Source organism: Kribbella qitaiheensis (genome assembly GCF_042657745.1).
Classification (GTDB): domain Bacteria; phylum Actinomycetota; class Actinomycetes; order Propionibacteriales; family Kribbellaceae; genus Kribbella; species Kribbella qitaiheensis.
In genome coordinates this window covers 1-23,451 of record NZ_JBHSKE010000081.1, presented here as the reverse complement: position 1 = coordinate 23,451, position 23,451 = coordinate 1, and the positions used below count along the sequence as shown (strand labels likewise).

At 66.7% G+C, this 23,451-nt stretch carries 24 protein-coding genes; 8 read left to right on the top strand and 16 right to left on the bottom strand.

Features of this window, described 5'->3' with window-relative positions:
• From ACFPJ1_RS43160 to ACFPJ1_RS43115, 10 genes are all read right to left on the bottom strand, one after another.
• Window positions 1–378, bottom strand: a complete 378-nt coding sequence (locus ACFPJ1_RS43160) for a hypothetical protein (RefSeq protein ID WP_380112259.1) — start codon at window positions 376–378, stop codon at window positions 1–3.
• Complete coding sequence (locus ACFPJ1_RS43155; RefSeq protein ID WP_380112258.1) at window positions 378–2,135, bottom strand: type IV secretory system conjugative DNA transfer family protein; 1,758 nt, start codon at window positions 2,133–2,135, stop codon at window positions 378–380. Before ACFPJ1_RS43155 ends, ACFPJ1_RS43160 begins: the two co-directional genes overlap by 1 nt.
• A gap of 4 nt (window positions 2,136–2,139) precedes the next feature.
• A complete protein-coding gene (locus tag ACFPJ1_RS43150) occupies window positions 2,140–3,417 on the bottom strand; it encodes a VirB4 family type IV secretion system protein (protein WP_380112257.1) in 1,278 nt (425 codons plus the stop codon).
• Between the two features lie 149 nt (window positions 3,418–3,566).
• Window positions 3,567–5,006, bottom strand: a complete 1,440-nt coding sequence (locus ACFPJ1_RS43145) for an SCO6880 family protein (protein ID WP_380112256.1) — start codon at window positions 5,004–5,006, stop codon at window positions 3,567–3,569.
• On the bottom strand, window positions 5,003–6,256 hold the full coding sequence (locus tag ACFPJ1_RS43140) for a hypothetical protein (RefSeq protein WP_380112255.1): 1,254 nt from the start codon (window positions 6,254–6,256) through the stop codon (window positions 5,003–5,005). Before ACFPJ1_RS43140 ends, ACFPJ1_RS43145 begins: the two co-directional genes overlap by 4 nt.
• 14 nt (window positions 6,257–6,270) lie before the next feature.
• Window positions 6,271–6,579 carry a DUF6112 family protein gene (locus tag ACFPJ1_RS43135; RefSeq protein WP_380112254.1) on the bottom strand — a complete coding sequence of 103 codons (309 nt, stop codon included), beginning with the start codon at window positions 6,577–6,579 and terminating at the stop codon, window positions 6,271–6,273.
• A 27-nt stretch (window positions 6,580–6,606) separates the two neighbouring features.
• Entirely contained in the window at window positions 6,607–7,590 is a 984-nt protein-coding gene (locus tag ACFPJ1_RS43130; protein ID WP_380112253.1) for a CHAP domain-containing protein, read from the bottom strand.
• Window positions 7,539–8,042: a hypothetical protein gene (locus ACFPJ1_RS43125; protein ID WP_380112252.1), complete on the bottom strand. Its 504-nt coding sequence runs from the start codon at window positions 8,040–8,042 to the stop codon at window positions 7,539–7,541. The genes ACFPJ1_RS43130 and ACFPJ1_RS43125 overlap by 52 nt, the downstream gene beginning before the upstream one ends.
• A 176-nt stretch (window positions 8,043–8,218) precedes the next feature.
• On the bottom strand, window positions 8,219–9,004 hold the full coding sequence (locus ACFPJ1_RS43120) for a hypothetical protein (RefSeq protein ID WP_380112251.1): 786 nt from the start codon (window positions 9,002–9,004) through the stop codon (window positions 8,219–8,221).
• A gap of 99 nt (window positions 9,005–9,103) precedes the next feature.
• Entirely contained in the window at window positions 9,104–10,177 is a 1,074-nt protein-coding gene (locus tag ACFPJ1_RS43115; RefSeq protein ID WP_380112250.1) for a toprim domain-containing protein, read from the bottom strand.
• Between the two features lie 379 nt (window positions 10,178–10,556).
• On the opposite strand from ACFPJ1_RS43115, the gene ACFPJ1_RS43110 reads away from it, so the two are divergent.
• On the top strand, window positions 10,557–10,811 hold the full coding sequence (locus ACFPJ1_RS43110; RefSeq protein ID WP_380112249.1) for a hypothetical protein: 255 nt from the start codon (window positions 10,557–10,559) through the stop codon (window positions 10,809–10,811).
• 146 nt (window positions 10,812–10,957) lie between these two features.
• On the opposite strand, the gene ACFPJ1_RS43105 is transcribed toward ACFPJ1_RS43110, so the two are convergent.
• Window positions 10,958–11,638, bottom strand: a complete 681-nt coding sequence (locus tag ACFPJ1_RS43105) for a M48 family metalloprotease (protein ID WP_380112248.1) — start codon at window positions 11,636–11,638, stop codon at window positions 10,958–10,960.
• Window positions 11,639–12,589: 951 nt separating this feature from the next.
• On the opposite strand from ACFPJ1_RS43105, the gene ACFPJ1_RS43100 reads away from it, so the two are divergent.
• The 5 genes from ACFPJ1_RS43100 to ACFPJ1_RS43080 are packed head-to-tail and all read left to right on the top strand — an operon-like array spanning window position 12,590 to window position 17,957.
• Window positions 12,590–12,823: a hypothetical protein gene (locus ACFPJ1_RS43100; RefSeq protein WP_380112247.1), complete on the top strand. Its 234-nt coding sequence runs from the start codon at window positions 12,590–12,592 to the stop codon at window positions 12,821–12,823.
• Window positions 12,820–13,320 carry a hypothetical protein gene (locus tag ACFPJ1_RS43095; protein WP_380112246.1) on the top strand — a complete coding sequence of 167 codons (501 nt, stop codon included), beginning with the start codon at window positions 12,820–12,822 and terminating at the stop codon, window positions 13,318–13,320. The genes ACFPJ1_RS43100 and ACFPJ1_RS43095 overlap by 4 nt, the downstream gene beginning before the upstream one ends.
• Window positions 13,304–14,026, top strand: coding sequence for a hypothetical protein (locus ACFPJ1_RS43090; RefSeq protein WP_380112245.1), 723 nt, complete (start codon window positions 13,304–13,306; stop codon window positions 14,024–14,026). The genes ACFPJ1_RS43095 and ACFPJ1_RS43090 overlap by 17 nt, the downstream gene beginning before the upstream one ends.
• Window positions 14,027–14,028: 2 nt before the next feature.
• Window positions 14,029–14,676: a hypothetical protein gene (locus ACFPJ1_RS43085; protein ID WP_380112244.1), complete on the top strand. Its 648-nt coding sequence runs from the start codon at window positions 14,029–14,031 to the stop codon at window positions 14,674–14,676.
• Window positions 14,673–17,957, top strand: coding sequence for a S8 family serine peptidase (locus ACFPJ1_RS43080; RefSeq protein ID WP_380112243.1), 3,285 nt, complete (start codon window positions 14,673–14,675; stop codon window positions 17,955–17,957). The genes ACFPJ1_RS43085 and ACFPJ1_RS43080 overlap by 4 nt, the downstream gene beginning before the upstream one ends.
• Before the next feature lie 309 nt (window positions 17,958–18,266).
• Here the strand turns inward: ACFPJ1_RS43080 and ACFPJ1_RS43075 are convergent, their stop codons facing one another.
• Window positions 18,267–18,419, bottom strand: a complete 153-nt coding sequence (locus ACFPJ1_RS43075; protein WP_380112242.1) for a hypothetical protein — start codon at window positions 18,417–18,419, stop codon at window positions 18,267–18,269.
• Entirely contained in the window at window positions 18,404–18,637 is a 234-nt protein-coding gene (locus ACFPJ1_RS43070; RefSeq protein ID WP_380112241.1) for a hypothetical protein, read from the bottom strand. Before ACFPJ1_RS43070 ends, ACFPJ1_RS43075 begins: the two co-directional genes overlap by 16 nt.
• 130 nt (window positions 18,638–18,767) lie before the next feature.
• Here ACFPJ1_RS43070 and ACFPJ1_RS43065 point away from each other — a divergent pair, with 130 nt between their 5' ends.
• Window positions 18,768–19,169 (top strand): hypothetical protein, encoded by a 402-nt coding sequence (locus ACFPJ1_RS43065; RefSeq protein WP_380112240.1) that lies wholly within the window; start codon window positions 18,768–18,770, stop codon window positions 19,167–19,169.
• Here the strand turns inward: ACFPJ1_RS43065 and ACFPJ1_RS43060 are convergent.
• From ACFPJ1_RS43060 to ACFPJ1_RS43050, 3 genes are all read right to left on the bottom strand, one after another.
• The gene (locus ACFPJ1_RS43060; RefSeq protein WP_380112239.1) at window positions 19,166–19,942 is read right to left on the bottom strand and encodes a hypothetical protein; all 777 of its coding nucleotides are present in this window, start codon (window positions 19,940–19,942) and stop codon (window positions 19,166–19,168) included. The genes ACFPJ1_RS43065 and ACFPJ1_RS43060 overlap by 4 nt on opposite strands.
• Before the next feature lie 56 nt (window positions 19,943–19,998).
• Entirely contained in the window at window positions 19,999–20,685 is a 687-nt protein-coding gene (locus ACFPJ1_RS43055; protein WP_380112238.1) for a hypothetical protein, read from the bottom strand.
• Between the two features lie 403 nt (window positions 20,686–21,088).
• On the bottom strand, window positions 21,089–21,751 hold the full coding sequence (locus ACFPJ1_RS43050; protein ID WP_380112270.1) for a reverse transcriptase domain-containing protein: 663 nt from the start codon (window positions 21,749–21,751) through the stop codon (window positions 21,089–21,091).
• A gap of 1,145 nt (window positions 21,752–22,896) precedes the next feature.
• Between ACFPJ1_RS43050 and ACFPJ1_RS43045 the strand changes: the two genes are divergently transcribed.
• Window positions 22,897–23,037, top strand: a complete 141-nt coding sequence (locus tag ACFPJ1_RS43045) for a hypothetical protein (RefSeq protein ID WP_380112237.1) — start codon at window positions 22,897–22,899, stop codon at window positions 23,035–23,037.
• Window positions 23,038–23,451: the final 414 nt, after the last annotated feature.

Below are 23,451 nucleotides of genomic sequence, written 5' to 3'. Positions count from 1 at the left end.
TCAGGTCTGCATTTCTGGTCTGTGGTTGGTGCGGCTGCAGCCGAGGCGGGAGGTCCATTCGCGGAGGCGGCGGAGGGTGGTGTCGAGGTCTCGGTGGAAGCCGATGGGGTCGGAGGGGGCGGCGTCTTCGAGGTAGCAGGCTTCCCAGAGGGTTCGCAGGGCGGAGAGCTCTTCGACCAGGGCGCCGTGGGCGTGCCAGCAGGGTGGGACGGTCTTGTGGTCCAGGTAGTAGCGGTTGACGAACCAGACGAGCCAGGTGGCGAGGCGGTCGAGTTCGTCGGTGGCTGTCTTGGGTTCAAGGTCGCGCCAGCAGATGACTTGGGGATCGGTCAGTGCTCCGAGGCCGAGGGCTTGAAGAAGATCGTCGTCGGCTGGCATCAGGAGTTGGCTGTCGGTTGAGTGCTGGCGGCGATGCTGGAGCGGATTAGGTCGGCGTCGGGGCGGTCGGTCCAGGGCCTCATGGTGAGGAGGATCGGTGGGGCTGTTCGGGCCAGGAGGACGCCCACGCCGAAGGGCAGGGTTCGGAGGACGTCGGGTGGCAGGATCGGGATGCGTCGCGTGCTGCTGGAGAGCGTTCGTCCGCCGTCGGGGCCGCGGCTCCAGTTGCGTACTTCGTCGTCGCGTTCGCCGCAGACGGCGGCGAGGTCTTGGAGGTCTCGTGGTTGGGCGGAGCCGCCGAGGATCAAACGCAGGGTCGCCGCGTCCCACATGGCTGCGGCGGCTTGTTCGCCCCAGCGGTCTCTGGCCTGGGCCAGGGATTGGATGACGACGTGGGTGGAGATGCCTGAGCCTCCGCCGTCGGCCATCAGCGCCGGCAGGGACGGTACGGCGCAGAGGTTGGCGATCTCGTCGAGGATGAGGCTGAGGGGTGGCTCCATGCGTCCTCCTTGGTTGCCGGCGGCGATCTGGCGGGCGGCTTCGGTGATGTCTTCGAGGAGGGCGGCGATGAAGGCCGAGGTGGCGCTGGCGCCGACGCCTGTGCCGAGGAGGTAGATGGTTCCTCGGTCTCGGAGGAAGGTTGCTGGGTCGAGTCCTTCTCCCTCTGCTGGGTCGAGGTTCTTGCGGACGGCAGGGTCGGCGAGGGCAGAGAGGGCGGATCGGACTCCGGCCCAGATGGCGTCTCGGGTTCGGCCGTCCATGCGGACGATGCCGTCGAGGGTGTCGCCCCATCCCTCGGCGGCGTGGTCGCTGCGGTTCAGGATGGCGACGGCTTCGATCGCGGAGGCCGGTTCGAGGCCCCAGCGGTACAGCTGGTTGATGCCGGCGCCGTCGATGGCCGCGGCGTGGAGGAGGCCGCGCAGAGCCATCTCGGTCTGGCCGTGCCAGAAGGCGCCGTCCGAGACTCCGCCCTTGGAGAAGCCTGCGCCGGCGGCCAGGCCGCTGGCGCGGACGATCGCGATGGTTGGGCTCTCGCAGCCGCGGATTGGTGACCATCGGATACCGCCGGTCGAGCCGAGGCCTTGTGGGTCGAAGGTGGCGACCGGCCCAACGGCTTCACGTGTGCCCAAAGTGGCGGCGAGATTGTCTGGCCTGGTTGAGGTGGTCACCACGGCGCCCGGTGCGTCGAGAATGCCGGCGATGACCTGATGGAGACCTTTCCCGGAACGGGGCGGGCCGACGGTGATGATGGAGTCTTCGACTGAGGCCCAGCACTCGACGCCGCGGGAGCGTCCGAGGTACACCCCGACGTCCGTGGGTGACGGGAGGTGAACGAGCGGTCGAGCGGATTTGCCTCGGTGGACGACTTGTCGTCGACCGGCGGCCAGTTGGACGTCTTCGCGGGTGGCGAGCCCGGGCCGAGCCGTCAACTGTCGGGTGCGACTCGCAGTGCTGGCGGCTCTTCGCTGACGCAGGCGTGCAGCTGCGCCGAGCGCAGCTATCGGCAGACCAACGAGCGAGCCGAAGACCACCCAGTAGAGAACGGGCGTCATCACCTCACCTAGGCCGAAGGCGTGCCCAGGACGCGTCGGCTCGAGTAGGACCTCGAGTGCCGCGGTCCATGGCGTGTCGATCCACTCGCCTGTCTGGAGCCAGCTCGTCACTCCGCCCGCGGCATAGAGCAGGAGTGCCGCTGTGATCAGGGCTCCGCCTGCGGCCAGGAAGAAGTTGGTCAGGTCTGGCTTGGGTGTCTGCATGTGGCTACATCCGGGCGTCGGTGTCGAAGAGTTCGGCTTCGCGGGCGTGGCGGATCAGTTGGACGACGAATGAGCGGCTCGGGAGTCTCCAGAGGGCTCGACCCTTCGGGAGCTTGGCGATGGTGGTGATCTCGACATCAGTCAGCCCGAGAAGGGCTGCCGTGCGGGCCAGCTGGTCTGGCTCCTGCCGGAGCATGACTCGGGTTGAGCAGTCGGCAAGCAGGCCTTCGGCGAGGGCACGCGACTCTGACCCGAGGTCGCCGACCGCGGCCAGGTCGGAGAGTCGATGAACGATGAGGACGTTGGACACGCCCCACGCCCGGGACAGCTTCCACTGCTCTTGCATGCGGCGCAGCAGGGCAGGGTCGCGCATAACCCGCCAACCCTCGTCATAGACGATGAAGCGTTGCCCGCCGGCCGGATCGGCGACGGCGGCTTCCATCCACGATGAGGCGCAGGCCAGAGTGAGGCGCAAGGCTTGGTCATCTCCGCCAGAGCTGATCCTGGAGGAATCCAGGCTGACCATTGGGAGCGACGGATCGAACTGAGTGGTGGAGGGGCCGTCGAACATGCCGGCCAGGTCGCCATGCACGAGCCGGCGAATCGCATGGGCGACGTCGCGTCCATCCGACGTCAGACCAGCAATGTCCAGGTCGTTGCCGGCGGCACGGTTGAGATCGGGGTCGAACAGAGCGGCCACGACGTGAGGGATAGTCGGCGTCTCGCGCCGGTGGGATGCCGTCTCGAGAGCGAGGTCGAGCGAGGTGTGCTCGACAGGGGTTAGGGGTCGACCCAATGTCGATTCGGCGAGTGTCCCGAGCAGCGCGCGTCGGCGTGACCACACGACGCGCTGCCACTCGTCGAGCGCGAAGGTGTTCGGGCGGTCACCCGCGTCGAGCGGGTTGAGCCGAGTGGGCATGCCAGGGCCGAGCTTGATCACCGCTCCACCGACTGCCTCGGTGACCGCGGTCCACTCCCCCTTGGGGTCACACGGGATGTAGGCGCGGTGGCCGAGGGCGATGGAGCGGGTGATGAGGGCCTTCGCAGTGGTGGACTTGCCACTGCCGATCACTCCGGCGATGAGCATGTTCGGGTTCGTGATGGCTTTGAGTTGGTAGAGGACCCATGGGTCGTATACGAATGAGCCGCCGCTGAATACGTCAGAGCCGATGTAGGTGCCGTCGGAGCCGAGTCCGCCTTCGGCCAAGAACGGGTACGCGACCCGCAGTACGCGGGTGGTGGCGCGGTGGACGTCGACCAGCAACGGCCGAGGCTTCAGCACACCTGACACTGTCGGCAGTTCGGGCTCGCGCGCGGCGCCTGGCGCTGGCTTGGCGACCTGCATGGTGGCAAGCGCGTGACGGTTTGCTGTTCGGTCGTGTCGGCTTAGTCCGGTCGGCTCGAAGAGCGCTGCTGACTTCTGGCGTCGCTTCATCCGAGTCCGATCCCGAACGGGAGCGCGGCGGCGAGGAACCCTTCGAGTTGCTGGCCGACGAGGCGGCGCAGGTCGATCAGTGCCTGCGCGGCTGCGATCTCCATCTCGGTGCAGGCCTCGTCGAGCGCCTCTTCTGTGTCTGCGGAGACTGCCAGCAGACCGAGCCATCGCACATCCCCGTGGCCAGCCGCCAGATCCTTCTCGCGCTGGGCTACATCAGCATCCAACTGCCGGTCTTCCTCGGTTTCGAGCTGTCCGATCTTGGCTCGGGTGGCCCGGTCGGTGACCCGCTCGACGCGGTGTCGGCGAGCGTCGCGCAGCGCCTTGCCGACCGGGATCGGTTGCATGACCAGGGAGAAGGTTCGCCGGATCCCCGGCTTCAGGAGCAGTGGGCTGAGGAACGACGGTGTCGCTCGTACTCTCGGCCACTCAGAGACGACGTAAACCCGGTGATGCGACGAGTCCGTCCGTAGGGAATCCCAGTGGGTATCCACTGCAAGTGGGCCAGCGCCACTCGGGTCCAGGACCTCGGCGCTAGGAATGGTTCGCGTGGCAGCTGGGTCGAAGGCGACGCGCAGGCTCATAGCCAACTCGGGGGCGTTGAGCCAGCATCCTGCGACGCCGGCTGCGGCGAAGAACGTTTGAAACGCGCGGGCTTCGGATGCCAACACGGCCATCGCTCCCTTGGTACCGCCGCCTTGCTTACGAATGTCCTTCGAGACCGCGTCGAGGCTCAGGGCGAAGGCGAACAGCGTTTCGTGCTTGGCCGCCGCTGGCGCCGCACGTTGCAGAAGGTCGTGGTAGATCGCGCCGGCCGGCGTAGTCCGGTCGACCTGCCGCTGGCGCGCCCACTCACCGAGGCCGTCGCCTGGATCCGGCAGGGTGCGCTCGAGGATCTGCGCTCGGGCGATGCGACCGGTCTGGCACAGGCCGGCGATGAGTCTTCCGTACGCCGTGACGCGGCGCTCCTGCTCATCGGAGTTCTGCAGCAGGTGAGCGGGTCCCTCGATTCGGGCAACGGCCACGAGCCGTCGGCGGCGGGGATCGAGGACCGCGGCGATCGAGCCGTTGGTCTCCAGCACCCGCAATACCGTCTCCTGGCCTGGAAGATGCATTGCACCGTGCACCTTCGGTTCTAGAAGGCGGGCTCGGTGCCGCTGCTTGCCGCGCACTCCGCGGATGGCGTGAACAGTGGCCAGCACGATCCAGTGGTAGGCAAGCAGGCCTTCGATCCGGGCGAACGCGATCGCGACCGCCGCGGTAGCGATCAGCAGACCACCAAGCCGTGCAGTCGCGCTTCCCCCGCCGAACGCGGTGAGCGCGAGTAAGAGTACTGCGACGGCCGACAGGGCCACTTGAAGCGGCCGCAGGCCGAGGAGTACGGCGGTGCGCTGGGGACGCGGGAATCGGGTGGAGATCGTGGAAGGCGAGGTCATTGATCCTCATCTCGTGCTGAGTCACCCGTGGGACCAGTCGGGCTTCCTGAACTTCCAAGAGTTCCGTCGACGGAAACCTGGGTGGTGGCGACAGCGATCGCGGACGAGCCCTCAGCGCCGGACTCCGCCGGAGACGCCACTGATGGTGGAGCTCCGCTGCCGTCGGCCGGGTCTGCCGTCATAGTCTCGGCTGAAGCCGTATTGTCCGTCGAAGGTGAGGTCGAATCGTCGTCGGAATCGCCGGCTCCGTTCTCGATGTCCGGGTTGGGGATGTCACCCTCGACGACCGGGGAGTCATCGTCCTCGCCCGAGCCACCGAAGTGGTCGGCGCGCCACTGCTGCGCCTGTTCGACCTGATCACGAGCGGCGCTCGCGCCCGATATGCCTTGCTGCATGGCGTGGCTCGCTGCATTTCCTTGATCCCCTGCCCAGTGGATGAAGGAGAAAGTCGCCAGCGGCGCGAAAGCAGCCATCGCGACCAGCAGGATCCCGGTGAGGAACGTCCCCAGGCTCGAGGAGGCTTCCTGGCCGGACGCGCCGGTCGCGGAGATGCCCAGGGCGAACACCACGGCCATGGCGATCTTGGAAAACAGCAGCGCGCCTACGACCTCGACCCAACGGCGCAGCCAATGCCTCGTGGCGGTCCAAGTCCAACTGGCCATGGCGATCGGGGCGAACACAACGAAAGCCACCAGCGCAACTTCGCGGATGAGCATCACGAAGTACAGCGAGAACAACGCGATCAACGCCAGGAGCACGGCGAGGAGCAGGAAGCCGCCGCGGGTGCCGACGCTGAGCACTGCGCTGATGTCCACCATCCGCTTCAGGCCGTCCGCGGTGACGTGACTGCCGAGAATGGCGGCTGCGATCTCGTCGACCACCTTGCCGCAGGCCGCGACAATGCCGACCGCAAGCGGCACGCCGGCGGTACCGATCAGGGCACCGGCTAGGGCATGCCCTAGCCGGCCGGGCTCTCTCCGAACGACCGCGGAGATGCATTGGAGCACGAACAATGCGACCAATAGCGGTAGAGACACCAAGACCATGAGGTCGAGGTTGTCAGTCCACCATTTCTGGTCGAAGCGCGGCGCGGTGCTGGTACTGAACGCTTGGAAGACGGTCGCGGAGAAGTCCGCCAGGCCGCGCGCGGACCACTTCAGGAAGGATTCCCAGGCTGAGTTCGCGCCGGCTTCGGCGACGTTCTCGACCAGGCAGCTTGTGGGGTTGAGGAGGCAATCGGTCCAGGCCACGGTTCTGTCCCTGATCAGCCGACGTTGATGCCGCTGAAGAAGCGGATGATCGCGTTGGCCGAACCGATGAGAAGCGCGGCGCCGGCCGCGACCAGGCACCCGGTCTTGCCTTTGCCCGCGTAGTGCGAGTTGTTGTTGAAGCTCCCCAGCGCCCAGGCCGCGGCAGAGACGGCGAACGCCGCCACGCAGGCGACCAGGCCGAACGTCAACAGGGCTCCCGCCATCTGGCGCAATGCAGGAAGGCCAGGCAGACCGCTCGAGTTCGGAGTGATGCCCGGATCCTGGTTCGCCACGACGACGGCGTGAACGATGATGCTTCGCATGATGTGTCCTTGAAAGTGAGGTCGCTGTCAGGCGTCGGGGTAGATGGGCGGAGCCCAGCCGAGGTACTTCGCGTTCCATCTGGACTCGATCGAGCCGATCTCTGTCAGGTAGACACCGCCGATCCCCGGGACCGTGTCGCCGATGTCGTTCGACACGATGCGGCCGGCGCCGACGTACACGGCGACATGGCCGTAGGGGCCGCTGGTGCTCCAGAAGACGAGGGCGCCGAGAGGCGGTCGCCGGTCGCCCTGGTGCGCCTGGGCGGTGTCCACCATCGCGTTCCATTGCTCGGCGGCGGAGACATACCCGGCGCGGTCGCGGCCCCAGATGTTGGCGGCGAGCCGCGCGCAGAGCTGGTAGTAGCCGGTCTGGCCGATCATCGTCATCGCCTTGGCCACCGCGATCTGCGCACCAGGCAGCTCGTCGGAATCGTTGAGCTGCCAAGCGGTGCATGCACCTGGCTGTTGCCGGGTTAGCCGGGTGGCGAGTTCGTAGTTACGCCGGTAGTTGTCTCCATTAGCGAAGGCGGACCGCTGGACTGCTTGGGCCGCAGCCCAGGGCTGCATCGCTGCCCACCCAGGTAGGTCCAGCAGGGCTTCGAAGAACAGCTTCGAGGCCCCCTCTGGGTTCATCCGGACCTCGAGCGGACCCCAGCCGGCGCGTTGCTGGAACAGACCGCGAGAGTCCGGGCCGGCCGCATCGCCGTGGTCAACGTTGCGCAGGGTCGACTCGGTGAGCGCGGTCATGACACCAATGACCTGGCCGTTGCTCCCGGCACCGAGTCTGTGCCCGACCCCAATGATGACGGCGAGGTTCGATTGCTGCTCTGCATCGAGGCTGAGGTCACCGCCAACAGGTGCCGGCTTGCACAGCTCGGTGTCGCTCTTCGCGATGGCCACCGGCAGGAGGATGAACGATCCGAGGAGGGCTGCGACTGTCAGCGCCGCCGCCTTGCCGATCACTGCGGACTCTCGCTGCTCGCCGACCAGAACCGGCAGTCTGGAGAGCACACGACAGCCACCGTGGCCTGACGGGGGGCGGTCGACGTCCGACCGTCCATTTGGGTGCTCTGAGCGCCGCGTACGAGGTAGCCGTGCCAACCCGCCGGAGCCCGTGGGTCCTTCTCCATGGCTTTGAGCTCAGGTGTCACGTCCACTGTGAGGCCGGAGACGCTGGCCTTGGCATCGTGAAGCTGCAACTGCTCGAACTGTTCGGGGTACGGCAGCAAGCTGCGAGCAACCCTCGGACCCTCCGGCGGATCTGTCGGATCGGCGAACACACTGACCGCGTCGCGCCAGTCCCAGAAGCTGTGGATCGAGGTGTCGTAGGTCCAGATGGCGCGGGCGTATGCGACAGCGAAAGCCTTGGGATCGGACGTCACTGGCCGCTGCCAGGCGTCCAGCTTGGCCGCATCGTCGCCACCGGCATCCGCCTGGTCCGAGCCGGTCTCGTCCGGCGCCACTTCAGCGCTGCGCGTGTCACCTGGCTGCGGGCCGCCGGGGTCATCGCGCCATCGCAAGGCGAGACTGACCGCCGTGCCTGACGTCCGTAGTACCGAAGCAGCCAGTTGCGGCGGCGGACCGCCGTCTGAGATGAGTTCATGCCGACTCAACGCGCGGGCAGTTGTCCACATGCAGGTCATGCCGTCCTCGCCAGGCCGGGCCGCGCCGACTCCGTGCGCCACGCGATACCAGTGCTGTGACCGACTCCCGACCTGCCGCCTGAAAAGTGGGGGTCATGGCCTGCGGCTGCAAGGAGCCAGCGTTGCACCGCCGCGTCGCGGAAGGTCTCGCAAGGCGATTGGCCGGCCGCGAGCCTAGCCAGAGCAGACGGCCTCGCCGCGCCACCGCGCAGCAGCCAGGCAAAACCCTCTGCCTGTGCTCTGGTAGCGCCAGCAGCAATGAGACGGGCAGTTATCGATGAGCGCTCGAACCGCGGACCATCGGCAGCGATCACGATGTACCGCCGTGCCTCCGCCATCGGAAGACCTTGCTGTGTGAGTTCCACGGCGATCTCGTCCAGCAACGTTCCGAGCTCGTTCGGGCCGGTGGAGTCTTGCTGCTCCGGAAAGTGCTGGGTCAGCGGATGGCGCCGGCTCCTCAGCGTGTTGGCACGGACGATGTCCGCCAGACGCCAACGCACCTTGTTCGCCAGATAACCCCACGAGGGGCCATCTTGGGGCCGATCGACAGTCAACTGCTTGCAGCGCTCCCACGCCACCACGCGAGCGATCTGAGCAGCCTCGTCGGCACCGAGCGCGATGCGTAGGCGGCTCGGGATGTGGGCAACAATCCGCTCCTCGATCCCTCGCGCGAGTCGCCTGGACGGGTCAGGCGCCCAGTTCGAGTCGGCCAGGTCGGTCAAGAGTTCCTGTAGCTCGGCAGTCATTGGCATCTCCAGCTCACTGTTGTGATTGGTTGTCACCAATCTCGTGAACCTGAGCCGCCTTCAGAACCTGGAACTCGCGATCAAGGAATCCTGGAATCGCTTTTCCGATTAGATGCCGCAGGCACCGATACCAGTTCAGATGTCTGGGCTCGGCGGAGGGTGATCGACTGCCGTTGGGGACGCCGTACCGGACTGGGCGCGGCGACGGGATACCCCGGTCGCCGCAGTGAGCAGCTCCCTCGAAACGGTCTGCTCGTCCAACTGCAGCAGCCGCGACAGGCGCATCACCTCGGCTGCGACCCGGTCCTTGGGCATCTTGGTGACCAACGGCATGACAGCCCGAAGTGCGTTCACCCGTCCACTGATGTGATCCAGCACCCGCGACCAACGCGACAACTCCGCGTCGATCGCAACATCGACCAACGGCCTCGCGAAACTCAACGCACGACTGAGCCGATCGGCTCCATACTCCGACGCGAACAACGACGACGGATCATGGCCAGCTGGAAGCTCCGCGCACAAGACATCGCGAAACGTCGCCGACAACGGACCCAGCCACCGGATCGCAGCCGACCTACCCGATGTATCCCCATCAGTCGCCACGATCACAATGTCCGACGACGCGTTGTGGCTCAACAAGTTGCTCTGCTCAACCGACAGTCGCGTGCCCGCAACGGCGACACCCGCCCAACCACACCGGGTAAGCCGGCTCAACCGATCAACCGCCACAGCATCGGTCGGCCCCTCAACCAACACGGGAATCCCGCCTCTAGCAAGGAGCCTCTTCTGCTCCCCCAGGCCAACGAGCGTCTTCGACTTCTCATAGACCGGCGTGGTCGCCGTGTTCAAGTACTTCGCCACCTCACGCCCCCGACCGACAAAACCAACCCCGTCCCCCGCTCGGTCGTACGCAACGAACATCAGCCGATCCTTGAACTGATCGATCATGTAGCCGTTATGCGTAACCTTCGCCAGGCCCGCATCAAGCAGCACCTTGTCGTCGAAACCCTTCCGGCGAAGGTGATCGATCAACCCCGACCACGCATCAGGCGCATACCCGACCGGCCAACTCGAGTTCCACGCCAGCACATGATCGAGCCGCCGCGCCCGCAGATACTCAACGGGCCAACTAGGTCGCTTAACCAACTCCCGACGGTAGAACGCCGCAGCTTCACGGTGGGCATCGATCAACTCTGCGCGCTCACTCACGACCCAGCCACCTGTACTGCTTGTCGCGTCCGCCCTCTCCAGCGCGCATTACTTCCTCCTGCCCGTCGACCGGTGGGGTATCAACCACCAACCGTGCCGATCGAACCCGCGCGACAGAACCGGGATCTCGATTCAAGGAGTCCTGGAATCAGTCGTCGCACAGACCTCGCGGAATCTGCTGAGGTCGCAGGGCCTGCGTTGCCGGTCGCAGTCCGCAGGAGGAACTCGATTCTCAACAGCTGGTCTCAGGACTCAGCGCTCACAGAAGGAGGCACGCCGGACTCAGGCCGGGCTGAGGGGAGATTCCACGTCTGATCTGCTTCAGTACCCCGAGATCGCCGACGCCTTGCTCACTAGCCAGAAGACAGCCAGCGTCCACGTGTTCGACCTGTACCAACTGCTGGCATACGGCGTAGCGCTCGGCCTGCCACCCGGCCTGTTGATCTATGCGGGCCTGAGACCGGTGGACGTCCAGCAACTGAAGCGTGCGGACGTCGAACTCGAGGTCATGGGCATCGACATGTCAGGCCGGCCAGAGCAGGTTCTAGCGCACGCCCGCGCCGCAGCCCTGCGGCTGGTCGAGCATGCGCACATGCGCGAAGTCGTGAATCCCGGGATCCGTGATTCACGGTGACCTGAGGCTTCGGCGGTGGTCGCGGAACGCCTTGCCGGAGAATCTCCGAGCCGTCGTCGCTGAGTAGCCCGTCCAGCCGTCATCCCGAGGTGGCGCAGCGCGGCCCGGAGGCGATCGACGAACCGCAGGGCGATGTCGCGCCCTTCTCACGACGACGGCTGAGTTCGAGCCCTGCCACCCCAACTCGGGCATCTTGCAGCTGGCCAGCGCGGACGTCGAACGGCGGTGGAAGAATTGCCCCGCTCGAGTTGCGACGTTCGGTCATCCGGGCTATGGCCGTGATCACGATTCTGCCGATCGGCTCCGGGCAGCGAGCTTCGCCCGAGTACGATCTTGATGACGATGCTCAGGACCGGGTTCTTCAGGCCTGCCACGATCGCGGCGCCGGTGATCCTGGCCGGTAGCGACAACCAGAAGGTCGCTAGCGATGCGAGCCTGGGCATGGCCAGGTGGTGGGCGAGGACCGCTTCAAGGTCCGGGCTGTGACCGTGGCGGCTGCCGAGGTTGTAGAGGCTCCAGTGGGACACGGCAATGGTGTTGCCGACCGTGATCGGTGCCGTTGTCTCTGGTCCTTCGTGGATCCACAGTCGGAACTTGTCGGGGTTGACGCCGGCCGAGGTGCAGACCTGCCACCAGGCAGGACCAAGCAGTTGCAGCTCCAGGGCCGAGGGGGGCCGCAGGTGGTGGAACTTCGATGCGATGAGTTCCTCAGTGCGGGGGTGGAGCACGGCGACCCCGGACAGCAGCCACAAACCGAGGGCGATGCCGTAGAGGGTGTCGCTGGGGATTCCGATGAACTGGATCGACAGGTAGCTCCTTCTCTGCACTAAGGGATCGGTCGCTTAATGGGTGGCGCCGGCGTCGGGAGCCCATCTCGTTGGGGTTACGTTCTCCAGTCGCACTCGGCCAGCAGCAGCTCGGCCAGGCACGTCCTGATGACTTGGCCAAAGTCGGGAAGCAGGCCAGGATCGCCTGAAGGCGCAGCACCCGGCAGGCCTGGTCGACGGCGACCTCGGCGGGCTTGTTCACTCATGGCGCGGCGAGCGCTCATCACCTGGGCTTCTTCCTGCTGGAGCGCTTGGGCTGGATGGCTGACGTGCCGCCGAGATAACGCGATGACAACGCGATGACAACGATGCCGGAGTTACGGTCGCGGAGGCTACCACGTCCTATGACGTCTCGAGCACCTCTAGCGTCCTGCGGAGAACGGTATGACAGATCCTTCGTTCCTCTCAGGCTCCTACCCGGCTGTGCCGCAACCAGCGATCGCCAGCATCGACACCGTCATCGATCTCCCGGTGTGGGAGAACAGGTCGGCCGGCAGCGGCGCCTTATTCATCGAGTCCATCCTCTCCGTCGACGGACTTGCCGAGGCCAGCGTTGGTCAGTGGCTGTCCAACATCGGCTCCGGCATCGGGACGGGAGCGATGACTGGACTGGGCATCGGCGGTCCGTGGGGCGGCCTGATCGGCGGGCTGCTTGGCGGCGGGGCAGGTGCGTTGCAGACCGCGCTGTCTGGCGATGAATCGCCGAAACCCGCTCCACCACCTCCGCCGCCCGTCCAACAACGACCACCGGCGACCCCACCACCCGTCCAACCGGTCCCGCCGCCGGCTCCGCCATCGCCCCTCGGGATGCAGCCGAGACCGCGAGAGTATCCCGTTGACTACGCCGCACGGATCGACCGCCCGGTGACCTTACCTCCCTCGGTGACAACGCAGTTGTTGGCACCCCCGCCTCCTGCCCCACCACGCGGACCCGATCAGCTGACCGTCTTGGTGCAACAGCTTGCTGCACTGCTGCCGCAACTCAGCGCCACGCTGTCCCGATCAAGTGGGCAAGCCGGGCAGTGGGAGGCCGTCGACGAACCATCAGCGAGTGACGAGTTGCCGATCGACGCCACCCGGCTCGCGGCCCACGTCACCCAGACTCTCAACGAGGCGGAGACCGAACAGCCTCGACCTGAGCAGACCGGTCCAGGCGCAGATACCTCCGCATCGGAGCACCCGTGAGCGCGCCGCCGCTGGACGTTGCCGGGGTGCTTGCACAGCGACTGGGCCTGCCGGTTGAGCAGATTGCGGCCGTCGCTGACAGCGGCGATCCGCACCAGCTCATGATGCTGGCCATGCTGAGCCAGGCACGCCGGGATCCCGATGACGAGCCGGCCGGTGAGTCTCCGCCCGACCGCCCACAGCCGCCGCCCGACAGACTCGTGGAACACCTCATCGTGCAGCAGCAGCGGGCCCTGCTCGCTGCCGACAGGATGGCCCTCTATGTCGCCGAGGCGCTCGGCGCCTGCCCGCACTGCTGGGGACTCGACCAGCGCTGCCCGAGCTGCGCAGGCCGCGGCGGACCGGGCAGTTCACCGCCGGACCAGGACCGGCTTCTCACCTTAGTACGGCCGGCGCTACGCCGGCTGGGGCTCGACATCACGCCGCTGGATACGCCTGATTCCCGGGCGTACTCGGCTCCACGGTCGGAAAGGAGCGATCATGCCCAGACGGTATGACGATTACGAAGAGGCCGCATACAGCGAGGGGATCGGCGACATAATTGGCGGGATCCTCAATCCTATCGGCGCCATCGCGGGAGGGCTCGGCAACCTCTTCCCCCCGGCGCCAGTGCCGGCGCGACCGCCGCTCCCCCCGGCGCCGCCGCCTCAACCAGGAGCGGGCGTCGGGACTGCGACACTGACGACCCCACAGGGCAACGCCGTCCTGCGGCTGCCAAGCGACGTGGTGAGCACCATGGACTTTCAGCGCGTCACCGCGGACCTGCAGGACGGCATCAACCGGACGACTGCCCGGCTGAACACTGTCGACCGGGACACCTCGGCGGCGAATACCCGCATCACCGCGGTGGCCGCCGAGATAGGGCAGGCCAGTCGGGACGTGGCGACGCTCCGACGGACACAGCAGGAGAACACCTCTCGGCTGCGTCGCGAGATCAGCAGCCAGCAGACCATGAGCATTGTCATGTCGATGATGATGCAGAAAGGACTCAGCGACCGGGTCACAGCATTGGAGCAGAATGCTCCTAGGCTGGCCGCCGGCACCACGCAGGCGTCCACCACCCCCCAGGCGAACGCTGGCAGCTCAATGATGCTGCCGATGGTGCTGATGATGTCGCAGGACAGCGCCGACGGCCGGGACGGTGAATCCAGCAACCTGCCGATGATGATGGCGATGATGATGGCCTTCTCCGGCGGGCGATGACGATGGCGACCAACGGTGACCTGTTCGCATCGCTGCTGCTCTGGAGCAATGCGCCAGCAGACGTGCGGGACGCCGCGATGCCGGCGGTCGTCATGGGAACCCTCCCGCCGACGACGCCGGCCCGGCGCACGATGGCGACATTCACGGCTGTCGACCAGGCTGAGCGTTCGTTCAACGTTCAACGGGCTGCAGTGGTGGAGGCGGTAGTGGAGGCCGTCACCGAGACCGCGAACGCGGTGAAGAACCTGCGGGACCGAGACGAGCCGCTCGGCGCCATCACCGACGCGCTTCGCAAGGACGCCCGCGCTCTGCTCGGGAAGATCGATCAGGAACTGGACGATGCCACCGTGGATTTGGTGCTCATTGCCGGCGGAGCACAACAGCCCTCTGGCGCGCCCGCTGCGACACATGACGAACTGGTGGCGAGAGCGGCCGTCCTGCTGCGCGAGCAGGATGCGCGGAACGACGAAAAGGGCAGAGCACTGGCACAGAAGGTGCTCGCGAAGCTGTCCGGGAACGGCGGCGTCTCGCCCGCGACCGCATCAGTCGTGCTGCAGGCGGCAGTCGACCGGCAACCCGCCGAGAAGCGGTCCGTCAAGGAGCCGCGCCGCCCTGAGAAGAAACGCTCGCCGTCGAAGAAGCGCTCGTGATCGAGCAGTTCGACCCGCACCTCAAGCAGCACCTCCTGGAGCGCACGGGCCTGCTCCCCGAAGATGGCCCATCGGCTGGCCCCCTCTTCGAGGAGGACGTCCCCGTGCTCGTCCGGCTAGCCCTTCCAGACGCGGAAGTACCCGGGCTTCGGGTCGTGGCGCGTTTCGGATCCATTGTGACGGGACGACTCCCATTAGGACGGATCCCTGAGACGCGTCGCTATCCCGCTGTCGCCAGCCTCAAGGCCAGCCGCCCCGTCCGTCCGCCGCTCGAGGAGGTGACGACCAGAGGCGGAGCAACCGACGACAGTCCGTACGTCGAAGCCAACGCGCCCTCGGCCGGGGGTGCGTTCTCAAATAGTACAGTCCCCAGCGATGAACCATTCACCGGTGCCGGCGTACTCGTCGGTGCGTGCGACTGGGGCCTCGACGTGGCGCATGCTGCTTTTCGCCACGCGGACGGCACAACCCGCCTACGAGCCCTCTGGGACCAGCGGCCCGGTCCCTGCCCGGCATCTCCCGCCCAGTACGGGTACGGCCGATTGATCACCCAGGACGAGATCAACCGCGCTCTCGAATCGGCCGACCCGTATGCGGCGCTGGGTTACGACCCCGCGGACGCCGACGGCGACGGTCAGGGGACTCACGGCACCCACGTGCTCGACATCGCCGCCGGATCCGGCCGCGCGACAGAATCACGGGCCGGGGCGGCACGAGGAGCCGACCTCGCGTTCGTCCACCTCGGCGCGGGCGACATCCCGCCCGAGGAGACCCTGGGCGACAGCGTCCGACTACTGGAGGCAGTGCACTGGTTGGTCGATCTCGCAGGCAGCGATCCGGTCGTCGTGAACCTGTCGGCGGGGTCGACGGGTGGACCACACGATCGATCGCCACTCGCGGTGCAGGCGCTCGACGCCCTGATGGCCAACCATGCCGGCGTCGCGGTGATACTCAGCTGCGGCAATTACGCCCAGAGCCGGCTGCACGCGGCCGGAGCGGTGCCGGCCGATCGAAACGTCGACCTGCCGTGGATAGTGCAACGACACGGAAACCGGCCGGCCGAGGTCGAGATCTGGTACCCCGGATCAGCCGAGCTGAGCGTGGCGCTGGTCGATCCAGGCGGCCGGGTCGTCCTTACCGCAGGTCTCGGCGAGGACCGCGTGGTTCACACGCGAGCAGGCATCGAAGTGTCCGCCTTTCACCGCCGACACGATCCGAACAACGGCGACAACGTCGCCAACCTCTTCTTGTGGCCACCTGCACTGACGGGTACCTGGACCATCCGGCTCGTGCCGGTCAACGGGAGGGTGGAGCCCGTTCACGCCTACGTGGAACGGACCGACGTCGGCGCTCAGAGCTGGCTGGCAGACGCGACCCCAGCATCGGTGATGGCCGTCGATCCCTCCGGGACCACGGGGACGATCTGCAACGGAATCACTACCCTAGCCGTGGGCGCGCTCGACGCCCGGCTCCGCCCCGCGCGGCCGGCTCCGTTCAGCAGCTACGGCCCGACCCGAGATGGCCGCGCAAAGCCCGACCTGGTCGCGCCCGGTGTTGGTATCCGGGCCGCCCGCTCGTCCCCGCGCGATACCGTCGGGTCGCGACCAAGCCGGCCGCGGCTGAAGGACCAGTTGGCCGGCAAGAGCGGTACCAGCATGGCGGCACCTGCGATCACCGGCTGCGTCGCACTCATGTACGAGGCTGCCCTGCCGGCCAGGATCACCGCCCCGATGCTGCGAACCGCGCTCCTGGCAGCCGCGATTCGCCCGGCCGGGTTGCCGGCTGAGGAGATCGCGCGCGTTGGCGCGGGAACGCCGGATCCGATGCGCGCATGCGCCGCCGTGCTGACGCTCATCGCTGGATCTGACGCCAGGGAGCAGGAAGGTCCATCCGGCGTGACGCCACTCACGGCGATCGCCCGACTAATATCGGAGGCTGCGATGACTGTGCCGACGCTGGGCCAGCCCGTTTCCACTGACGCATTCGGCCTGCCAGAACAGGTATGGCCGGCCTACCCCGCCGCGCCATACTGGGGTGAGAGCGGACCTGCGGCCGCCGTGCCGATTGTGATCGTCCCCGGCATCATGGGTAGCCGGCTGGTCGAACCGTATTCGCCCTGGGCCCCCGTCTGGGACCCGATGACGGTGCCACCCGCCGTCGATTTCCTCCGACTCGTTCAGGTCGATCGCCCGCTGGCGACCGGCAGCGGGCTCGACGCCGTCACCTGGCTGAGGCTGTCCTCCGCTGAGGTTGACCGCGCCCGGCAGGTCACGAACCTGGGAAGCCTGATCTTCTGGTTCTACGGCCGCCTGGCGCTCGCGCTGAGCGGACCAACATTCGGTCAGCAGCTCGAGCGCAGAACGGGGCTGCCTCCACGGGTGTACGGTGCCGGCTACGACTGGCGCCAGAGCTGCCGGCGCTCCGCGCTGACGTTGCGTGAGATCGTCACACGCGCCCTCGCCGAGTGCCGGGCGCGGCAGGTAATTCTCGTCGCGCACTCGATGGGCGGCATCGTGAGCCGGTGGTTCTGCAAGAACCTGATGGTGAACGACCGGCCCGGCAGCGAGTCCGTGGCCGCGCTGGTGCTGATCGGCAGCCCGACGCACGGCGCGCCCGAGGCGTACCGCTGGCTGAAGTTCGGGATCGACCCCCACCGTGACTACCCGTGGGCGGGCCTCCTCGACACTCCCGCCGGATCCGGCCTAGCCGCAGCCATGCGGGCGCTACCGTTCGTCAGCCGGCAGCTTGTACGACCGTTCACATCGGTGTTCGAGCTACTGCCGACGCTGGCATTCGGCCAGGCCAACCCGTCCTGGATAACGTCCGACGGCGTGCCTGCCGGCGGTGACACCGATCGGCTCTACGCCGACCCCACCCTCGGCCTGGGATCCGATGCAAGCGAGGCGATGGCGACCCAGCTCCGAGCCCGGCAATCCCTCCACGACGGCGGCCACCAGCGGATCGGCGATTACCTGCCCGACCCGACGTTCGTCCTTTCCGGCACCGGCGTACCCACCGATGGCGGGTACGAGCTAAGCGGTTCGCTCCTGCGCGCGATCACCGACCTCGTCGGGCCGACGTTGCAGCGCGTCCTCTCCGTGAGCGGGGACGGGACAGTTCCGGCGTTCAGCGGCAACGCCACTGGACTGTCCCTGGGCGGTGGTGGCCGGCAGACGGTGACCGGAGTGAGCCACCGCAATCTGTGCGACGATCCTGCGATCATCGCAAAGGTGCAGGAAATTGTGACGCAGGTGGCCAGCCGGGCTCGCGTGCCCGTCTGACCCCAACCGCCCCGCGTCCTGCGACTTAACCATCTGGTCGATCCGGCCCGCGGGCAGCGAGGACGACGATCCCTTGAGTACCGCACCGACTCGCGGGAGACCGACACGGCCGTCCAGCACCTCGCGGCGTGCTCCACCAAACCCCATCGCAGACACGAGGACTGATTGTCCGCGATGTCCGGCTGAACAAGACCAACACCGGAGGCACTTGGTGCAGTCAGCGCCGCGGTGCTGTCCGGGATCGGGAGCTGGCGCCGCAGCCGATACTCCTTGTAGTCGGTGTAGATCAGTACGTACTTGCCGTCGGCGTCACGGTCGAGCAGTCCAGCGGCAGTTGACAGACCTCGTCCGGCGACGGCCGGTGTCCATCAGCACCTCGACCGTGACCCGGGCCGCGCGGCCGCTCCTGGCCTCGAGCAGCGGCAGCGCTTCGTTGAGCGCGTTCATCACTTCGTCGGGCATCGCCCGGCCGGGACCGTCGACATGGATCGGCGGTGGACGTCGTCGGCCCTGACGCTGAACTCGCCGGGCAGCGCGGCCGCGCAGCCACCGCGCCGGGTCATTCCCAGATCGCGAGCGTCGCGCAGCACGGTGCGGACGTGCCGGACGATCTGCAGGCGCCGGTTCGCCGAGATCACGCCGGTCTGCGCTAAGCGCCCCAGCCGGGTCAGGAAGGCCACACCGCCGGCGTGTTCGATTGCTCTGCCTCGCGCGTCGCGGGCGATCTGGGAAGCCGGACGCGCCGCCGACGAGCGCCCGGGTCAGCTTGCTGGAGTCACCGCGGTTGGAGCGCCGCCGATGCTGCCGGGTATGACGGACGTCGAAGTCGTGATGGCCGACCTGTGGCCGACCAGCATGACCACCGGCAAACACCCCATCGAAGAAGTCCGCCCACAACTCACCGCCGCCGGCATCCTGTCGGCCGAACAACTCCGCGAAGCCGAAGACGGTACCCGCGTCCGGGCCGCTGGCCAGGTCACCCACCGGCAACGCTCAGCCACCGCCTCCGGCGTCACCTTCATGAACCTCGAAGACGAAACCGGCATGATCAACGTCGTCATCTCCGTCGCTGCTGGAACCGCTACGCCCGCATCGCCAGCGACTCCGGCGCCCTCATCATCCGCGGCCGCGTCGAACGCGCCAAAGGCGTCGTCAACCTCGTCGCCGACCGCCTCTCACTCGCACCAAAACCACTCAAGGGACTTCCGCTAGCAGCCCTTCCTGGACGAGAAATCGGCGCTCCGCTTCGCTACTTGGGATAGCAACACGCCTCGTGACGATCCTCGCCCGTCAGCATTTGGGGAGTATCCAGGTGTGCGGGTCGACTCCCCGCACTCGCCTGTTCTGACGCTCGGGGGATAGGCCGAGAAGTTGCCAGCGACCACCGGTCGTCGGGAATTCGTTGAGCCGGGTCTCAGCGAGCCAGGCAAGATACGGCACAGGCAGCCGACCATGGCTTCGCTGGTCCTCTCCTGGAAGCGGCTCCCCAGGCCGTTGATCAGCTCGTCTTTGATCAGCTGGATGGCCGAAGTGTGCACCTCCGGTTCGAAGGATGAGAAGTCCGTAGCGAACCACACGTCCAGCGCCGGCGGATCACTGCTGAGCGCGGACAGCCGCCAGGACTCGGCGTTGCTGTTACCTGGCGAGTACCCCGCGTCGAGTGCAGTGACGTCCGCACCGCGCTCCTCCGCGCAGACCTGCCCGAACTGCTCCCTGACCACCATTGCCACCAGTTCAACTGAGACGTCTGCGGCCGCGACGCCGCTGATAGGGCCGAACTCCGCTGCGAGGAATTCAGCGCAAACTGTAGAGGCTTGTCGCTTCTGATCACCCTGCCCGAAGGCGGCGCGTCCGGTAAGCAGGACCGCGATCTCCTGGCCGGGCACCCGAATAAGCTTGCATGCCGTCTCGCTTTGGACAGGGACGTGGAGGATGGCAGAGCCAGGCGTGGTGTCCAGGGACGTCGTGGTCAGGCCGTCAGCCACGACGACGCGATCAGCATCCAGTGGAGGACCGCCGATGGCGGCCTGGTCGACGCGGCCTACCTGGCTGAGCTGGCGCCGCCGAGGGTGGGGTACAGCTGGCAGGACTTCATGCCTGCACCGCTTACCGAGACCTGGACGGCCGTCGATCCACCGGCCTTGACGGTGTAGTAGTCCTCACCGCCGCCCACGATCTTGCCCGCGGCGCTTCGGCAGACGGCCGCCACGTAGGCGTCCTTCACGTCCTGGTCGTATTTGCTGGTGACCTTCCCGGTCACCGATGCGTCGTACTCCCCCGGCCGGTACTTGACCCCGCTGGCAACGAACGCCGACGACGGGTGCTCGTCCTTCTGCTTCTGCAGGACGTTCACCTCTGCCTTCACTTTCGATACCTTGCCACTTTTGATTTCGATCGGCGTGGTGGTGGCGACGGTCGCGCCAGCGCGAGCGATCGGCGCTGAGGTCTCCTGCTGGCCGAGCACTTCCCCCGCGGCGTCGTACGCCGCGAAGCTCACCTGCAGCGACGAAATCTGATCAGTACCATTCAGGATTACCGCGACCGCAGTGACGTAGTCGCCCGACTTCCCGAACCCGACCTCGGTGACCTTGAGCCCGCCCGCCGCCTTGGCCGACGCGCTTGTCTGTGTGCTCGGCGTCGCCGAGCTGGGCGCTGTCGCGGTGGCCTGGTCGGCCTGCACATCTCCGCTGCTCGCCGTGGACCCCCCGCTGCAACCGGTGAGCAGCATTCCTGCCGCCGCAATTGCAGCCACGAGCTTCCCCCTCATATCCCCAACCCTTCGTACGTCTCTTGGGCACGAACGCTCGGCCACTACCGATGGTCGGGCACCCCGCTGGTCAACTGCTTGCGAACTATCGCGTGTACCTACGACTCAGCAAGGTCGCAGGTACGGGTCACGGAACGCCACCGCGACGAGCGGACCCGGCGAGAACTCCGGCAACGCTGGACGGCGGACTCGTCGAACACCGCGACCAGCAGTGGCAACTCGCCACGAGCCTGGTTCGGTCTAGATCGGGGTAATCCTAGACGCGCCGGCAGCGCCTTCGCGAACGACCTCCACTTCGCCAGCCAAGCCCGGGGCCGGCAAGCGGGGCCGCTAATCTCTGAGGACGTCACCGACCTTCTCACCCTCATGCAGGGGAGCGGCAAGATCGGCGATCTCGTCGAGAGAGAGGTGCTCGATGAGCACTTCGTTCAGGTCTGGGAAGCCACCAGCGCGACCCGGGTCGCAGTGCGATGTTGGCCAGCAGTGGAGAAAGGATTCCGCCTTGTGGTGTTCCGGTGTCGGTGTGCCTCAAGACCTGGTCCTCGCTGAGGGCCCCGGCCCTGAGGAACACCTTGACCAAAGCCAAGACTCGCTTGTCCCCGACGCGTCGACGCACCCGGTCCATCAGGGCGGGGTGGTCGATCTCGTCGAAGCACGCCGTGATGTCGGCCCTCGATGACCCACTCATAGGAGCGGGAAACGAACATCTGTATCTCCGCGACCGCGTCCCACGCCCCGCCGCCGGGGCCTGAAACCCGTAGGAGGAGGGATGGAAGTCGGCCTCGAAGATCGGCTCCAACACCAGCACGAGGCTCGCTTGGACGACCCGGTCGGCAACGGTCTGCATCCCCAGTACCCGTTCCCGAGCCTCGCTGAGACTCGGCCATTGCTGGCACGGCGCGTCGGTCTTCACCGGCGACCTCCTGGCATTGCGCAACCTGTACTGCGATCTCGCTGCCGCCCTTCGCCATGTGGACGGCTTTCCCGTCCTCGGACTACTACGGCGGCTCCGCCCTGCCGCGCCCATCGGGCGACAGTGGCCCTGCCCGCCGGCCTGCTGGCCGCAGACCGGGTAGGGCAGACACGACAGGGTTCCCATGTTCACTGTGTGACGGTTGGCGGGGTCGGTGCCCAACTCTGCTCCGGCAGCATCGCCGCGAGTACGCCTCAGGCCTCCTCGCGGCCTCACGGACCGGCATCAAATCACCGACGCGGAAGTCGACTCCCCGTTCGTGCGTTTCGGCGTGCACTGCGTCCCGGCCCATATCCGCCAGATTGGAGCCGGTTCCACGATTACGGAGGTTCAACCACTGGTTCACTCTCGTTACACCTTCCCGCCTCGTTCGCCGGACCCGACCCATCTGGCAGGGCCGGGCCCGGGACATCGTCGGCAGGTCAAGGTAGTGGTGTAGGTCGGTCACCATCATGTCGACGGGCCTGTACCGGGGTCGCACGGCTACTTTGCCCCTGGGACCAACATCGGGAGGTCGAGTCAAACACCGGGTACGAACGCTCAAGCCGCTACCGCACTGCGCAGAGGCGAAAGACAGTCGAGTCCTCATTGAGGATTCGAACGAAGGCGACTGTCATGTCGCCGATCACGGTGGGCTCTCCCACGCAGTTCCAACCGCCCATCGGCGGCCTCATGTCGGTCAAGACGTTTAGTTCGCCGTTGGAGAGGACGGCACGGACGACGCGTCGATATTGCGACGATGTATCTGAGTATTCAGCGTCGAAATGACGTCTGCGCCAAGCCACATACTGACTTGTCACGTCAGCAGGCTGGTCTGGCGACAGAGTGATGGTGACCGGTGGTGCTGTGACAGCGACCGTAACCGGCGCTGGCGTAAGCGTGACTGTTGTCGTGACAGGAGTTGGCGAGACGACAGTCACAGTCGCAACCGGCTGCGCGGTTGATGCGGGTGCAGCCGCGGTGCCTACGTCCGAGCACGCGGCGAGCAGCATGACGACCCCGGCCGAGGCGATGGCGGTGTAGCAAGTAAGCCGTGTGTGCATCGGCGATCGTCTCCCACATATGCCGGTCCACAGCGGCGCGCCCGGGCATCATCTCTATCGCACCTCGCATCACGGCGTTTCACGACACGCTGGTGTGGCGGATTCATGCCGCACGAGCCGGCAGGGAGACAGCCGATGCCGACCGCCTGGTGAAGTATGGCCGCGCCGAGGGCGGACGAGGTGCTGTCGCGGCTCGTCGATCCGCCCCTGGACGCGATGGAGCAGCGAGACGCCGCCACAGAGGCGGCGCAACGATTCCGCCGCAAGCCGTCAGCGCGGTTCCTGAAGGAGAGCTGATCTGCGACTTCTGCGCCGCGACCGAACCGGTCGCGTACTACGAGGTCGACGAGTTCAGCATCGTGGTACCGGGGGCGAGTTCGGCGACCGGTTCTACATGTGTCCACCCTGTCGCGGTTCATCGACGCTGCGACTGGAAATGCCTGCGCGCGTGGATCGGATCGAAGCAGTTCGGGATCGGGCACCGCTATGCTGCTCGTCGGTTTCCGGCAGCGCCGCAAGAGTGCTGCGATCGAGTTCGAGCCCGGCACCAACTCCGAAGCCGGGCGATAACAACCCCAGGGGCCTCGCGGCTCCTACTTGTCACGGGTACAGCTTCGGGAGCTCCAAGCCTATTAGCACCATAACGGGCTCTTCACAGTTGAGGGTGTAGAGCTGATCGGCGCGTCGGTGGCCGGGTAGGGGTCGAGGTCT

Bases quoted from the DNA above. Each gene is read 5' to 3' on its own strand.
- ACFPJ1_RS43145 (WP_380112256.1), bottom strand. From the start codon at position 5,006: ATGACCTCGCCTTCCACGATCTCCACCCGATTCCCGCGTCCCCAGCGC.
- ACFPJ1_RS43135 (WP_380112254.1), bottom strand. From the start codon at position 6,579: ATGCGAAGCATCATCGTTCACGCCGTCGTCGTGGCGAACCAGGATCCG.
- ACFPJ1_RS43065 (WP_380112240.1), top strand. From the start codon at position 18,768: ATGACGGACGTCGAAGTCGTGATGGCCGACCTGTGGCCGACCAGCATG.
- ACFPJ1_RS43155 (WP_380112258.1), bottom strand. From the start codon at position 2,135: ATGCAGACACCCAAGCCAGACCTGACCAACTTCTTCCTGGCCGCAGGC.
- ACFPJ1_RS43090 (WP_380112245.1), top strand. From the start codon at position 13,304: ATGCCCAGACGGTATGACGATTACGAAGAGGCCGCATACAGCGAGGGG.
- ACFPJ1_RS43045 (WP_380112237.1), top strand. From the start codon at position 22,897: ATGGCCGCGCCGAGGGCGGACGAGGTGCTGTCGCGGCTCGTCGATCCG.
- ACFPJ1_RS43160 (WP_380112259.1), bottom strand. From the start codon at position 378: ATGCCAGCCGACGACGATCTTCTTCAAGCCCTCGGCCTCGGAGCACTG.
- ACFPJ1_RS43085 (WP_380112244.1), top strand. From the start codon at position 14,029: ATGGCGACCAACGGTGACCTGTTCGCATCGCTGCTGCTCTGGAGCAAT.
- ACFPJ1_RS43075 (WP_380112242.1), bottom strand. From the start codon at position 18,419: ATGCCCGACGAAGTGATGAACGCGCTCAACGAAGCGCTGCCGCTGCTC.
- ACFPJ1_RS43050 (WP_380112270.1), bottom strand. From the start codon at position 21,751: ATGGGCGCGGCAGGGCGGAGCCGCCGTAGTAGTCCGAGGACGGGAAAG.
- ACFPJ1_RS43055 (WP_380112238.1), bottom strand. From the start codon at position 20,685: ATGCTGCTCACCGGTTGCAGCGGGGGGTCCACGGCGAGCAGCGGAGAT.